At 51.7% G+C, this 13,777-nt stretch carries 12 protein-coding genes, 1 tRNA gene and 1 pseudogene; 9 read left to right on the forward strand and 5 right to left on the reverse strand.

All coding sequences use genetic code 11. The features are described 5' to 3' along the window. Positions 1–451 precede the first annotated feature (451 nt). Positions 452–523, reverse strand: a tRNA-Gly gene (locus BUB38_RS06570). 123 nt (positions 524–646) lie between these two features. On the opposite strand from BUB38_RS06570, the gene infC reads away from it, so the two are divergent. The 3 genes from infC to rplT are packed head-to-tail and all read left to right on the forward strand — an operon-like array spanning position 647 to position 1,850. Continuing rightward, positions 647–1,267 carry a translation initiation factor IF-3 gene (gene infC, locus BUB38_RS06575; protein WP_249269383.1) on the forward strand — a complete coding sequence of 207 codons (621 nt, stop codon included), beginning with the start codon at positions 647–649 and terminating at the stop codon, positions 1,265–1,267. Between the two features lie 23 nt (positions 1,268–1,290). After that, positions 1,291–1,488, forward strand: a complete 198-nt coding sequence (gene rpmI, locus BUB38_RS06580) for a 50S ribosomal protein L35 (protein ID WP_073158842.1) — start codon at positions 1,291–1,293, stop codon at positions 1,486–1,488. Between the two features lie 11 nt (positions 1,489–1,499). Further along, complete coding sequence (gene rplT, locus BUB38_RS06585) at positions 1,500–1,850, forward strand: 50S ribosomal protein L20 (RefSeq protein WP_073158843.1); 351 nt, start codon at positions 1,500–1,502, stop codon at positions 1,848–1,850. 186 nt (positions 1,851–2,036) lie between these two features. Here rplT and BUB38_RS06590 read toward each other — a convergent pair whose 3' ends face one another. The 4 genes from BUB38_RS06590 to BUB38_RS06605 form a co-directional block, all read right to left on the reverse strand. Then, positions 2,037–3,161 carry a GGDEF domain-containing protein gene (locus BUB38_RS06590; RefSeq protein ID WP_175547650.1) on the reverse strand — a complete coding sequence of 375 codons (1,125 nt, stop codon included), beginning with the start codon at positions 3,159–3,161 and terminating at the stop codon, positions 2,037–2,039. Positions 3,162–3,227: 66 nt separating this feature from the next. After that, positions 3,228–4,499, reverse strand: coding sequence for a M16 family metallopeptidase (locus tag BUB38_RS06595; protein ID WP_073158847.1), 1,272 nt, complete (start codon positions 4,497–4,499; stop codon positions 3,228–3,230). A gap of 5 nt (positions 4,500–4,504) precedes the next feature. Next, positions 4,505–5,356, reverse strand: a complete 852-nt coding sequence (locus tag BUB38_RS06600) for a nuclease-related domain-containing protein (RefSeq protein ID WP_083541991.1) — start codon at positions 5,354–5,356, stop codon at positions 4,505–4,507. 47 nt (positions 5,357–5,403) lie between these two features. Next, positions 5,404–7,824, reverse strand: coding sequence for a DEAD/DEAH box helicase (locus BUB38_RS06605; RefSeq protein ID WP_083541994.1), 2,421 nt, complete (start codon positions 7,822–7,824; stop codon positions 5,404–5,406). A 291-nt stretch (positions 7,825–8,115) separates the two neighbouring features. Here BUB38_RS06605 and rbsD point away from each other — a divergent pair, with 291 nt between their 5' ends. From rbsD to BUB38_RS06635, 6 genes and pseudogenes are all read left to right on the forward strand, one after another. Continuing rightward, positions 8,116–8,514, forward strand: coding sequence for a D-ribose pyranase (rbsD, locus tag BUB38_RS06610; RefSeq protein WP_073158851.1), 399 nt, complete (start codon positions 8,116–8,118; stop codon positions 8,512–8,514). Between the two features lie 20 nt (positions 8,515–8,534). Further along, the gene (locus BUB38_RS06615; protein ID WP_073158853.1) at positions 8,535–10,019 is read left to right on the forward strand and encodes a sugar ABC transporter ATP-binding protein; all 1,485 of its coding nucleotides are present in this window, start codon (positions 8,535–8,537) and stop codon (positions 10,017–10,019) included. Then, positions 10,019–10,993, forward strand: coding sequence for an ABC transporter permease (locus BUB38_RS06620; RefSeq protein ID WP_073158854.1), 975 nt, complete (start codon positions 10,019–10,021; stop codon positions 10,991–10,993). The genes BUB38_RS06615 and BUB38_RS06620 overlap by 1 nt, the downstream gene beginning before the upstream one ends. A 13-nt stretch (positions 10,994–11,006) precedes the next feature. Further along, positions 11,007–11,915 (forward strand): annotated as a pseudogene (locus tag BUB38_RS16970) (substrate-binding domain-containing protein); the annotation flags it as partial. Further along, positions 11,910–12,782 carry a substrate-binding domain-containing protein gene (locus tag BUB38_RS16975; RefSeq protein WP_346348710.1) on the forward strand — a complete coding sequence of 291 codons (873 nt, stop codon included), beginning with the start codon at positions 11,910–11,912 and terminating at the stop codon, positions 12,780–12,782. The pseudogene BUB38_RS16970 and the gene BUB38_RS16975, both read left to right, overlap by 6 nt. A 9-nt stretch (positions 12,783–12,791) precedes the next feature. After that, positions 12,792–13,682: a ribokinase gene (locus BUB38_RS06635; RefSeq protein ID WP_073158856.1), complete on the forward strand. Its 891-nt coding sequence runs from the start codon at positions 12,792–12,794 to the stop codon at positions 13,680–13,682. The last annotated feature ends 95 nt before the right edge of the window (positions 13,683–13,777 follow it).

The raw sequence follows: 13,777 nt of genomic DNA on the forward strand, positions 1-13,777 counted from the left end.
CTTCGGGTAAATGCTGGATTGGATAGTAGTTTTTATGGAAAAGATCCAGATAAAGAGATGCCTTTACTAACCAAGCTCCCTGAAAAATGGAATTTGGTTAGTAAAATGGTTGTGGACAAAGTAATTTTTACTAACTAAACGCCGATGACTAGAGGGTCTGGTTAGTAACCATCGCCAAATGGACCCAAAACATCCATCGAGGAGGGGCCAGGGGAGGGTGCTAAGATCGGGTTCGTCCAGCAAAAAAGTCCCCCCACCTTTGGAGAGGATGTTGGGGGAGGGTGCTAAGATCGGGTTCGTCCAGCAAAAAAGTCCCCCTCCTTTGAGGAGGGGGTTGGGGGAGGGTGCTAAGATCGGGTTCGTCCAGCAAAAAAGTCCCCCTCCTTTGAGGAGGGGGTTGGGGGAGGGTGCTAAAAAAGGTCCCTTCCAGAGGAAGGGACCTTTTTGTAAAAGCGGCGGACCGGGATCGAACCGGCAACCATTAGCTTGGAAGGCTAAAGCTCTACCATTGAGCTACCGCCGCAATTTGTGCTCAATTATACAAAAAAACACCCGATTTTAAAGGGGTAAATAAAAAAGTATTGTAATTTTTCAAAAAAAATGTTAAATTTACGCCACTTAAACAATTTACCTGAGGTAGCTTAACTTGGCTTTACAACCCCCCCGTGGCCGTCAGATGCCCAACCGTCAGAGCGACGGCACCCGCATCAACGAAGACATCCGTATTTCCCCCATCCGTCTTGTGAAGGAAGAAGGCGAAGCCATCATCATCGAAACCCACAAGGCTTTGCAGATGGCTAAGGACGCCGGTCTGGACCTGGTGGAAGTGTCTCCCAATGCTAAGCCCCCCGTATGCAAGATCATCAACTACGGTAAGTACAAGTTCGAGCAGGTCAAGAAGGCTAAGGCCGCCAAGGCCAAGCAGCATGTGGTGAAGCTGAAAGAAATCAAGATGCACCCCAAGACCGCCGAAAACGACTACCAGTACCGCATCAAGCAGGCAGGTGAATTCCTTCAGGATGGCATGAAGGTGAAGCTTATCATGCAGTTCCGCGGTCGCGAAATGGCCCATATGGATTATGGCAAGCGTCTCATGGAACGTGCAAAAGAAGACTTGGCCGCCTTTGGCGACCTTGAAATGGACTCTAGAGTCGAAGGCAATACCATGCTTTCTATCTATGGTCCTAAGCGTGGTGCCGCTGCCGCCAAAAAGCAGCAGGATGCACCGAAGCCCGTAACCGAGCCCATGGCAGCAGGTGAGGCTTAACTTAATAACCTAACGAGGTAAAAATGCCTAAGATGAAAACTCACAGCGGTTCCAAGAAGCGCTTCCGCCTGACCGGCTCCGGCCACGTCAAGTTCAAGCGCGCTGGTATGCGCCACATTCAAACCAAGATGACCACTAAGCGTAAGCGTAACCTGCGTAAGGGCGCTCTCATTAAGAAGGTCGACATGTATCACGTCAAGCGTCTGCTTGTAGTAGCATAAGGAGTGTAAGAATGCCCCGCGCAAAATCCAGAGTTCCTTCCCGCGAACGCCGCAAAAATATCCTCAAAGCCGCTAAGGGCTTCTACGGTCGTCGCAAGTCCAACATTCGCCTTGCTATCGACGCAGTTGCTCACGCCGGTCAGTATGCCTACGCACACCGCCGCGACAAGAAGGGTGACTTCCGCTCTCTGTGGATCACTCGTCTGAACGCTGCAGTTCGTGAATACGGCATCAGCTATAGCCAGTTCATTTACAAGCTCTCCAAGGCTAACATCAAGATGAACCGTAAGGTTCTCGCTGATATGGCAGTTGCAGATCCTGCATCCTTCGCCAAGGTCGTGGACGCTGTTAAGGCTGCATAATTTAGACGCAGGTCTAAATTCGCTCTAGCATCATCTAGCGAGAAATTTACCCCGCTCTCCGGAGTGGGGTATTTTTTTGTGTAGTCTGCCCCGGCCGGGCCGTACTTTGTCTGGCGTACACGGCGGGCGAACTTTGAATGAACGTACTTTGTCTGAAGTACCTGGCAGACGTTCTTTCTTAATGTACTATCTCAGTCTGCGGTCATTTTCTGAGTGAACCGCATAATAGGCCTTCTTGTTTTCGTACATCTCTCGGTCGATGGTGTTGATGAACTCGTCCATCGTTCCCTTTTTCAGATCGAGCAGTCCCTTTCCGATGGAGGTGGAGAGTTTGAAGGGGGCCTTGGAATTGTTGTTGAACTTTTCGATGCGGTAATGGATTTCGCGGATGAGGCAGTCTGCCTTTTCTTGGTCCGCCGTGTTCAACAGCACGATAAATTCGTCGCCGGCATAGCGGATGGCGACCCCTTCGTCGTGGATGGTCCTCTGGAGGATGTCGGCCATGGCGATCAGGGCGCGGTCGCCAATGGAATGGCCGAAGTCGTCGTTGATCTTCTTGAAGGAGTTCAGGTCCAGCATCAGACCGGTCATGACGGTTCTACGTTTTCGTGAGAAGACGTTCATGTGGCGGTCCAGGTACACGCGGTTGTATAGGCCCGTCAGTCGGTCGCGGAAGATGAGTTCGTTCTGCAGGCTAGAGAAGATGCCGGCAATAGAAACGGCCAAGCCTGCCGAAATGGTGGAAATGCCGTAGAACAGGGTCTGGGCAAAAGTGCCAATCATCAGCGGGAAGAAATACACCCAGATGGGGAAGTACTTCAGGATACCGTTACGCCTGCGGCTCCAGAAGTAGACCACGATGCTGTCCATGGTGATGCCGTAGTCGATAATGGTGTAAATCCAATAGCCCCACATTCTGTGGTAGTGGTTGTTGCCATCGATGGAAAAAATGAACGGGCAGAAAAAGTTGATGAGTACGCCCAACGTTCCAAGCCCCACGACGGTTTTCAGAATCTTGGCGTGAATCCTTGATACGCCTCCACAAATGTGTTGCGAAAGGAAGACGAACCACAGGGTAGAGCAATACATGTTGGATCCGTAGAGCCAACCGTTGCCATAGATGTTGATGAATTTTGCGAGGGCTCCGGGGCGACCTTCCGATGTGAAAACAATGGGGTCGATAAGGCAATTCAGGAATCCGAGGATCAGCATGACCAGGAGAGACGTGTTCTCCAGATTCTTGCGGGGAAGCTTCCAGACGTTACCTGCGGCAACAACGGCCAGAAGTACTGCACCGAAGATGTTAACCACATATATGCACGACAGGGTTGAATCCATACATTTTTAATATAGATTCTTGTGGGGCGTTTTGAGGGCCTAGAAAAAATCTGTTGTGATTTCCGTCTTCTTCTTGCTCTTGGGTTCGACCACGGCGGCGGAGTATTTGGCGTTTGCGAACAGGTCGTTTGTGAGGCCCGTCACATCTTCGGCGGTCAAATCCCGGACGATCTTTTCGGAGTGTTCCATGGTGTGGAATTCGCCCAGGTGCAGAATCTGTTCCGCCATGCGGATGGCTCGCTTTTCGGGATTGTCTGCACCCAAGTGCATGCCGCCCAAAATGTTGGCTTTTGTCCGTTCCAGTTCGTCTTTCATGAAGCCTTGCTTCAGGAATTTTTTCGTTTCCTTGACGCTCAATTCCAGGGCCAATTTCAACTGCTTTGGTTCTGTTGCCAGGGCCACTCCCCAGTCCACGCAGTCGCGGTAGATGTCGGCGGTGGAATAGACGGAATAGGCAAGGCCCTTGTCTTCGCGGATCTTCTGGAAAAGTCTGCTGGCCATGCCTGCGCCCATGGCCACATTAAAAATGGAAAGGGCGCAGCGACCCTTTTCGTCCATGCGGCTCTTGTCGAAACTCATGCCCCAGAAAAGATTGGACTGGGTGATGTCCTGCTTCTGCACCACCTTTACGCTCTGGTTGGATTTGTAGATGTTGGCGGGTGCGATCCCGCCGGATTTCTTGCGGGCGAATTTCTGCAGGCAGAGTTCCACTAATGCGTCGTGGTTCACCTTGCCTGCGGCGCAGACGTAAATGGGCAATTCATTAATGACTTGGTCGCGATAAGCCAGCATCTGCTTGTGGGTCAGTTCCTTGACTTCCTTGACGGTGCCGGTAATGGAGTGGGCGATACCGCAACCCTTAAAATGGATGGCGTTAAAAACGTCGCCTACAAGTTCTTCGGGAATGTCATCGTAGCTGTGGACTTCCTCGATGATGACTTTCCGTTCCTTTTCCATTTCCTTCTTTTCGAAGCGTGGATTCATGAGCATGTCGGCGATGACGTCGATGGCGAGAGCCAAGTCGCCACTTTCTACGTTGGCGTAAAAGCCGGTTTCCTGGCGAGTGGTGTAGGCTTCCAGATTTCCGCCGCGGTCTTCGATGGCACGGGCGATTTCAAGGGCGGTACGATTTTCGGTACCCTTAAAAACCAGATGTTCATAAAAATGACTCAAACCAAATTCGCCCTTGGCTTCGTGTCGGCTGCCCCGGGGGAACCAGGCGCCAACGGTTACGGAATAGGCATGGGGCATGTAGTCGGTCATGACCACAACGCCGTTAGAAAGCTTTGTCTCTTTGATAATCTGCTTCATATAAATTAGCGGTGTTTTGACTGGATGTAGGCCCTGTGTTCTGCCTTGGTCTTTTCGTTTGCCATGGCGCAGGGTTTCAGTTTCCAGTATAGGCTTTCAAGCTGTTCTGTTTCGAGAATTGTCTTTTGGTTCTTTATGATGTTAGACAGCTTTTTTTGCAATTGAAAAATATGGAGGATGATCCAGTTTACGTCTAGTGAAGAACCGCTAACCTTTGGGGCGGTTGGGATTCCCTTGAGAACGCAGCGGTCGCTGAAGACGATGGCTGAAAAGACGGGAAGCTCGTCAACGTTCAGATCGCTTTTGGAAAAGTTCTCTTTCAGAAAATGTCGGAGGGCGCGGATGTGTCCGGCGTTTTGCTGGATGGGGTTGTGGAAGGTGTGGGTGGTGCGGGCGTTCAGGCGCTGGTGCCAACGTTCCTCTTCCAGAGTGCCGGTAATTTCACCGGAGATGTTCTTGGTTTCTAGCACGTAGATGCCGGACTGGTGCAAGAGCAGGGCGTCGATTTCGGTGGTACCGCCGTGGCTTGGAATGTACAGGTTTTTCATCAGCACGAATTTGCGTCCATCGTCGTTGCAAATGCTGGTCAGTGTCTTGAAAGTGGCCGCTTCGCCGTAGACTCCGTCGGGATCATTTTCCAACTGTTCCTTCTGGAAGTCCTTGAAAGTCTTGCGGCGACCATCGTTATGGAACTGCCCTGCCTTAGGCTTGGCGGCCTTTGTCTTGAAAAAGGCGAATGCCAGCAGCAGGATTATGGCGAGCAATGTAACGATGGTGGAAGTCATGGCGAAAGTATAAGAAAAATGTTCCGCTAAAATTTTTACAGAATGGTTTATGCAAACGAAAACGGCTCGCATTTGGCGAGCCGTTTAAAATCGCGTTGGTTGATTGCGAACTTGCCGTATTAATGCCTGCCGAAGCGGCGGGTCTTGCGGAAGGGCTTGTCGCCGAAGTCGCGTTCGTCATGGTCCTTACGGAAAGGCTTTTCGCCGAACTTTTCACGACGGCGTTCTTCGCGGTTGCCTGCAAACTTGCGGTCTCCGCGTTCGCCGTGATCGACACCGAAACCGCGACCTTCACGTTCCTTGTGGAATCCGCCACGGCGTTCTTCACGATTGCCTCGGCCAAAACCGCCGCGGCCTTCACGGTGGAAGCTGCGTCCTTCGCGGGGGCGAGTTCCCGGAGCGGGGCCGGTAGGAGGTTCGTCTGTCATCAGACGGAAGCGGGCGTCGTTTCCGCGGATGGTGATGCCTGCCAGAATGTCAAGAACTTCCTGGCTAGTGTCTTCGGGCAGTTCAACGGTGCTGAACTTGTCGAAGAGCTTGATGCGGCCGATGATGGAGCTGCTGATGTTTGCTTCGCCGGCGATGGCGCCTACGATGTCGCGGGGGGTAACGTGGTCGATGCGGCCCACGCCCATGTAGTAACGCAGGTAACCTTCTTCAACGCCGTTATTGCCTTCCTTACGTTCCTTGCGCAGACGCTGCTTTTCTTCGCCGTTCATGCCTACGCCAAAGTCGTCACGTTCGCGGCGGGCCTTTTCACGGCGTGCTTCGCGGGGAGCGTCCAGGGGCTGCAATTCCGGGAACAGGGGCTGCTTCTTCTGGTACATCTTGATGATGGCGGCGGCTACGTCTTCGGCGGTGATTTCGGTAACGGATCCATCTTCGTTTTCAACGCCGTTGGTCTTATTGCAGCCGGCTGCAACCATTTCCTGGACCAAAGTCTTGAACTTGTCCAGTTCGCCGTAGCTCAAGACGCTGTTCACCTTTTCCTTGAAGGCGGCCACGCGCTTCTGGCTGATGATTTCGCCGGTGGGCATTTCCATCACGTCGATGGGCTGGCGGGTGGCCCGTTCGATAATCTTCAGCATGCGCTTTTCGCGGGGAGTGATGAAGAGGATGGCGTCGCCGCTACGGCCTGCACGACCTGTACGTCCAATGCGGTGTACGTAGGATTCCGTGTCAAAAGGAATGTCGTAGTTCACCACCAGGGAAATGCGGTCCACGTCGATACCGCGGGCGGCCACGTCGGTAGCCACCACGATATCCAGCTTGCCCATCTTTAAACGGTTGATGGTGCGTTCGCGCATGGACTGGGCCAAGTCGCCATTCAGCGGGGCGACGGTAAAGCCGCGGCTTTCCAGCTTTTCGGCCACTTCGGTGGTGTTCTGCTTGGTGCGCACAAAGATCAGCACGCCGTCAAATTCTTCGCCTTCCAGGACGCGGGCCAAGGCTTCGACCTTGTGCTCGTTCTTTACCATCAGGTAACGCTGGCGGATGTTTTCAACGGTGGTGGTCTTGCTTTCGATGCAAGCCTCATCGTATTCGCCCAGGTACTTGTCGATAATGGCCTTCACCTTCTTGGGCATGGTGGCGCTAAAGAGGGCGCGCTGTGCGCTTGCGGGAATTTCCTTCAGGATGGTTTCGACATCTTCTTCGAAACCCATGTCCAGCATTTCGTCAGCTTCGTCCAGGACGATAGCCTTCACGCCGCCCAGGGTGATGGTGCCGCGCTTGATATGGTCAATAAGACGACCCGGAGTGGCAACGATGATGTTGGCCTGGCGCTTGAGGGCGCGGATCTGCACGGCGATATCCTGACCACCGTAAACGGGAACCACATGGACCTTGGGCAGGTTTACGGAATACTGCTGGATGGCTTCGGCGACCTGGATGGCCAATTCGCGGGTAGGAGTCAGCACCAGCATAGAGGTTTCGTGACCGTTGAATTCCAGGCGGGAAAGCAGGGGCAGGGAGAAGGCGGCTGTCTTACCGGTACCTGTCTGTGCCGTACCCAGGAGGTTTCCGCCCTGAAGCAGTGCGGGAATAGCCTTCACCTGAATGGGGGAGGGGGTCACATAGTTCATGGCCTTGATGGCGTCCAGAACGGCGGGAGCCAAGTCCAGGTCCTCGAAAGTGACCAGTGCTTCGTCACCTTCGGTTTCGTCGCTCAGTTCTTCGTCTTCGTCCTCTGTGGAATCGTTTTCGTCTGCGGAATCGTTTTCGTCTGCGGATTCTTCGACGGTTTCGATGTTTTCTTCTTGCTCTTGTTCCGTAGTTTGCTGTTCTTCGTCGACGAATTCAATAGATTCACCAACATTTGCCTTGGCTTCTGCGCCAGCCTTTACGATGTTGCAATCATCATCGATGACGATTCCATCGGGATTCAATGCCAAAAAAGCGGCTTCGTCAGCTTCGTCTTCGTCGGCCCCACCAGCAATGGATGCCAAAAAGGCATCGGCTTCGCGGGCAATCTTGGATTTGGAGTCAATAGTTTCTTCGGGGATGCGATCTTCCGCACCCTGCTTTTCAGGATTCTTCATAAATCACCTTCGGGGACCCGTAAACTTCATCTGCGGCCCATGCCGCGTCATCTCGTCGCTGTAAAGCGTTTAAAATAAGCCCCGAAGTGCACTCGCACTCAAAAAACCTGAAGTTCGTTAGGTCACCTAACTCAAATGTGGGCACAAAGGTAGAAATGTGTATTGGAAAATCAAAGGTTATAAAAAGCACATATTCCAATATGGAATATATTCGGGTCTTGCTTTCTGCCCCTTTGTGTAATATTAAAATAAGTTAGAAACAAAACGTAAAAGGAAAGAAGGGACCAATTAATGAAGCGAAATGGAATTTTAAATAGTGAAATTTCCCGAGTTTTAGGGTATTTGGGCCATACGGACTGCATTTGCATTGGCGACTGTGGCCTGCCCATTCCCGACGAAACAGAGCGTATCGACCTGGCTCTGGCTTTTGGCGTACCCACCTTTATGCAGACCTTGACCGAAGTGGTGAAGGATATGAAGGTGGAAAAAATCGTCTTGGCCGAAGAAATCAAGACCAAGAATCCCCAGGTTGAGGGTCAGGTGCTGCAACTGTTAAAGGGTGTTGAAGTGGAATATGTACCTCATACGAAACTGAAGGCACGCACCCAGACTTGCAAGGCTGTAATTAGAACTGGGGAAACTACTCCTTATGCCAACATAATTTTGCAATCCGGGTGCATTTTCGCCTGATAGGAGGATCGTAATACTCTATGCATGTTGAAATGAAAGGCATTAACAAGTCTTTTGGAAGCAACCAGGTATTGAAGGATGCCGGCTTCTTCCTGAAAGACGGTGAAATCCACGCCTTGATGGGTGAAAACGGGGCCGGAAAGTCGACCTTGATGAAGATCCTGACGGGCGTGTATACCCGCGATTCCGGTACCGTGATTGTGGATGGCAAGGAAGTGACCTACCACAGTCCCAAGGAAGCCGAAGAGGCGGGTATCGTTTTTATTTACCAGGAATTGAACGTTCTGTTTGACCTGACGGTTGAAGAAAACCTGTTCATGGGTCGCGAAATTACCAAGCGCTTTGGTATCTGCGACAAGAAGGCCATGCGCGCTAAGGCCCAGGAAATCATGGACCGCATGGGTGTCCATATTCCCGTGGATGCGGTCATGAGCGACTTGTCTGTGGGTCAGCAGCAGATGGTGGAAATCTGTAAGGCCCTTATGGTGGATGCCAAGGTCCTGATTATGGATGAACCTACCGCCGCATTGACCCAGAGCGAAACTGAAGTCCTGTTTGAGGTCATCAATTCCCTGCGCAAGAAGGGCGTCTCTATCGTCTACGTTTCTCACCGCATGGAAGAAATCTTTGAATTGTGCGACCGTATCACCATCCTCCGCGATGGTACCTATATCGATACCAAGTACATCAAGGATATCACCATGGATGACGTGGTGAAGATGATGATTGGCCGTGAAATCGGTGAACGTTTCCCCAAGCGAGAAAATGCCATCGGCGGTGAAGTGCTCCGCGTGGAAGGCCTTACTCATGAAAAGCTGTTCCGCGACGTAAGCTTTAATGTCCGTGCCGGCGAAGTGCTTGGCGTGTCGGGCCTTATGGGTGCTGGCCGTACCGAGATTATGCACGCCGTTTTCGGCAATATGCCTACAGTGTCCGGCAAGGTCTTTATCAACGGTAAGGAAGTATTTATTCGCAACCCGCGTCAGGCTATTGAAGCGGGTATCGGCTTTATTACTGAAGACCGTAAGACCGAAGGCCTGCTGCTGGAAAAGAGCATTGCTGAAAACATCGAACTGACCAACTTGGGAATCGTTTCCAAGAAGGGTGTTCTGGATGCTGCCAAGCAGTCCAGCCTTGTGAAGCGCGGTATCGAGGAATTCCGCATCCGCTGTTTCGGCCCTCAGCATGAGTGCGGTAACTTGAGCGGTGGTAACCAGCAGAAGGTGGTTCTTGCCAAGTGGATTTATACGGACCCCAAGATTCTCATTCTGGATGAACCCACTCGCGGCGTGGATATCGGCGCCAAGAAGGAAATTTACAACGTAATCAATGATATGGCCGCCAAGGGCGTCGCCGTTATCATGGTGTCCTCTGAATTGCCCGAAGTTCTGGGCATGAGTGACCGCATTATGGTGGTTCACGAAGGACATGTGACTGGCATTATTAATGGTGCCGATGCGGATCAGGAAAAAATTATGACTCTTGCTACAGGAGGTAAAATCTAATGAAAAAGGAAAATAAGAATCTAGGTGCTTTTTTATCGGAATATGGCGTCTTTATAGCGCTTGCTATTCTGGTGGTGGTCATTAGCTCCATTAGCCCCGAATTCCGCCAGCCGGGTAACTTCCTGAACTTGTTGCGTCAGGCTTCCTTTAACGGCTTGATTGCCTTCGGTATGACCTGTGTCATTCTCAGTGGCGGTATCGACCTTTCTGTGGGTTCTACCTTTGCCTTGAGCGCCATTGTCTGTGCCGAAATGATTGGCCATGGCGTACCTGTCATTGTTGCGGTTCCCGTAGCATTGCTGGTGGGTGTGGCTCTCGGCTTGATTAGTGGTCTTTTGGTGACCAAGGGTCGTTTGCAACCGTTCATTGCAACCCTTATTACCATGACGGCTTATCGTGGCCTCGCCATGATCCTTACCGATGGTAAGCCCATTTCCCGCCTGGCAGAAAGTTCTGGTGATAGCCTTTTGTTCAAGGCTCTGGGTAAGGGTAATGTGGTCTGCGATTTCTTGCCGGCTATTAAAATTCCTATTCCTATCTTGATCCTGTTGGCCTCCTTTGGAATCTTCTATTTCTTGCTGAAGCATACCACTTTCGGTCGCCGCCTTTACGCTACCGGTTCTAACGCCAAGTGCGCCGCACTTTCTGGCGTGAACATCGATCGCGTGAAGATGAGTGTCTATGGTATTTCCGGTTTCCTCAGCGCATTGGCCGGTCTGATCATGATTAGCCGTGTGGACTCCGCACAGCCTATTATGGGTAGCGGTTATGAACTGGATGCCATCGCTGCTGTTGCCCTTGGTGGTACCAGTATGAATGGCGGCCGCGGAAGAATTACCGGTACAATTGCAGGTGTTCTGATCATTGCTGTTTTGAACAACGGTTTGAACATCTTGGGTGTCACTTCCTACTATCAGAACGTGATCAAGGCTGTAGTAATCTTGGTTGCTGTGCTTGCTGATCGTAAGAGATAAGGAGATTTGAATCATGAAAAGAATTTTTGCTTTACTTTTCGCTTCTTTTGTGTCTGTGATGATGGCTGCATGTTCTATTGTCATTGACGGTGAAGAAAAGACTACTGCCCAGAAGGTTGATTCCAAGGGCGCAATCGGCTTGTCTGTTTCTACTCTGAACAATCCTTTCTTCGTGACTCTTGTGGAAGGCGCCAAGAAGGCTGCCGTGGAACTGAATGCCAACATTACTGTGGTGGATGCTGGTGATAATGTATCCAAGCAGGTGAGCGACATCGAAGACTTGGTCAGTAAGAATGTCAGCATCCTGATTGTGAACGCTGTAGACTCTGACGCCTTGACTGGTGCTGTAAAGGCTGCCAAGTCCAAGGGCGTGAAGGTCATTAGCGTGGACCGCGCCATCAACGGCGTGGAAGTGGATTGCCAGATTGCTTCTGATAACGTTGCCGGTGCAGAACTTGCAACCCAATATATCGTAGACAAGCTTGGCGAAGGTGTTGTGACTGCAGAACTGCAGGGCACCATGGGTTCTTCCGCTGCTATTGATCGCGGTAAGGGTTTCCACAACATTGCCGATGCAAAGTTGAATGTGGTCGCATCCCAGACTGCAAACTTTAACCGTACCGAAGGCATGAGCGTTATGGAAAATATGCTCCAGGCCAACGGCAACATTGCCGCAGTCTTTGCTGCCAATGACGAAATGGCTCTGGGTGCTGTTGAAGCTAGCAGCGGTGCAGGCAAGAAGGTGATGGTGGTTGGCTTTGATGCAACCGACGATGCTGTAGAAGCTATCAAGGCTGGCCGCATGGCTGCAACCATCGCTCAGCAGCCTGGCCTGATTGGTGAAACTGCTGTTCGCGCTGCAGTGGATCTGAACAATGGCAAGTCCATCGAAAAGAACATTCCGGTGAAGGTCACCTTGGTCACTGCTGAAAATGCAGACAAGTTGAATGCCGATAAGCCCAGCTTCAGCGGTACCATCGGTCTGTCCGTTTCTACTCTGAACAATCCCTTCTTCGTTACTCTGGTTGAAGGTGCCAAGAAGACAGCTGCCGAATTGAAGCTTGCCCTCACTGTGGTTGACGCTGGTGACAATGTTTCCAAGCAGGTTAGCGACATTGAAGATTTGATTAGCAAGAACGTTAGCATCCTTATCGTGAACGCTGTGGATTCCGATGCTCTGACCGGTGCCGTAAAGGTGGCCAAGTCCAAGGGCGTAAAGGTCATTAGCGTGGACCGCGCCATCAACGGTGTGGAAGTGGATTGCCAGATTGCATCCGATAACGTTGCCGGTGCAGAATTGGCTACCCAGTACATCGTAGACAAGCTGGGTGAAGGCGTTATTACCGCTGAACTTCAGGGTACTCTGGGTTCCTCTGCCGCTATCGATCGCGGTAAGGGTTTCCACAACATTGCCGATAAGAAACTTAAAGTGGCTGCCTCTCAGACCGCAAACTTCAACCGTACCGAAGGCATGAGCGTCATGGAAAATATGCTCCAGGCTAATGGCAAGATTGCTGCAGTCTTTGCCGCTAACGACGAAATGGCTCTGGGTGCCGTAGAAGCTAGCAGCGGTGCAGGCAAGAAGGTGATGGTCGTTGGCTTTGATGCAACCGACGACGCTGTTGAAGCCATCAAGGCTGGCCGTATGGCTGCAACCATCGCTCAGCAGCCCGCACTGATTGGCGAAACTGCTGTCCGTACTGCCATGGACATCGCCAACGGCAAGGTTGTAGAAAAGAACATCCCGGTGAAGGTCACTTTGGTCACTGCTGAAAATGCAGGTAAGTAGGAAGGTATCATGAAAGTTCTAAATATCGGATCCATGAACCTTGACCACGTCTATAGCGTGGACCACATTATCCTGCCGGGCGAAACTGAAGCTACCGGAGCCGTCAAGCATTACCTGGGCGGCAAGGGTATGAATCAGTCTGTTGCTCTTGCTAAGGCTGGCGTTGAAGTTTATCAGGGCGGTATGATTGGTGAAGATGGTCAGCCCTTCCTGGACGCTTGTAAAGAGTATGGTGTTCACGGGGAATTCATTGCTAAAGTCGATGATCAAACTGGCCATACCATCATCCAGATTGACAAGAACGCCCAGAACAGTATCTTGCTGTATGGTGGTGCAAACCAGCGTCTGACTCAGGAATATGTGGATGGCGTTCTCGGCCACTTTGCTGCCGGCGACATTCTGTTGCTGCAGAACGAAGTGAACCTTTTGCCCTACATCGTGGACAAGGCTTACGAAAAGGGAATGCAAATCGCCTTGAATCCGTCCCCATTCAACGAAAAGCTGGATGCGGTGGATATGACCAAGATCAGCATCTTCTTGCTGAACGAGGTGGAAGGCAATCAGGTGACCGGCAAGACGGACCCGGATGAAATTCTGGCTGAAATGCGCAAGCGTTTCCCCAAGGCCCGCATTGTGCTGACCCTGGGCAAGGACGGCGCGGTATATAGCGACGGCGAAGAAAAGGTGTTCCAGCCTATCTTCCCCGTGAAGGCCGTGGATACCACTGCCGCCGGCGACACCTTCACCGGCTATTTCCTGGCAGGTCTCGCAGAAGGCATGCCCATTGCTCAGGCTCTCCGCATGAGCGCCCGCGCTTCCGCCATTGCAGTAAGCCGCCCCGGTGCCGTACCCTCGATCCCCTTGCGAAAGGAAGTGGAGGAAGCTCTGGCCAACGGCTGATGATGTAGCTAATTGGACCTGCACTAAGGGTTGAATGGACCGCCGCTAAAAACGGCCACCTGTAAAGGAGCCTTAATAGACAAAGCAGAGAAATT

It is taken from the genome of Fibrobacter sp. UWH5, from assembly GCF_900142505.1.
Classification (GTDB): domain Bacteria; phylum Fibrobacterota; class Fibrobacteria; order Fibrobacterales; family Fibrobacteraceae; genus Fibrobacter.

Excerpts from the sequence above, each read along its gene's own strand:
- rpmI (WP_073158842.1), top strand. The coding sequence starts at position 1,291 with ATGCCTAAGATGAAAACTCACAGCGGTTCCAAGAAGCGCTTCCGCCTG.
- rplT (WP_073158843.1), top strand. The coding sequence starts at position 1,500 with ATGCCCCGCGCAAAATCCAGAGTTCCTTCCCGCGAACGCCGCAAAAAT.
- BUB38_RS06595 (WP_073158847.1), bottom strand. The coding sequence starts at position 4,499 with ATGAAGCAGATTATCAAAGAGACAAAGCTTTCTAACGGCGTTGTGGTC.
- BUB38_RS06600 (WP_083541991.1), bottom strand. The coding sequence starts at position 5,356 with ATGCGAGCCGTTTTCGTTTGCATAAACCATTCTGTAAAAATTTTAGCG.
- BUB38_RS06605 (WP_083541994.1), bottom strand. The coding sequence starts at position 7,824 with ATGAAGAATCCTGAAAAGCAGGGTGCGGAAGATCGCATCCCCGAAGAA.
- rbsD (WP_073158851.1), top strand. The coding sequence starts at position 8,116 with ATGAAGCGAAATGGAATTTTAAATAGTGAAATTTCCCGAGTTTTAGGG.
- BUB38_RS06615 (WP_073158853.1), top strand. The coding sequence starts at position 8,535 with ATGCATGTTGAAATGAAAGGCATTAACAAGTCTTTTGGAAGCAACCAG.
- BUB38_RS06620 (WP_073158854.1), top strand. The coding sequence starts at position 10,019 with ATGAAAAAGGAAAATAAGAATCTAGGTGCTTTTTTATCGGAATATGGC.
- BUB38_RS06635 (WP_073158856.1), top strand. The coding sequence starts at position 12,792 with ATGAAAGTTCTAAATATCGGATCCATGAACCTTGACCACGTCTATAGC.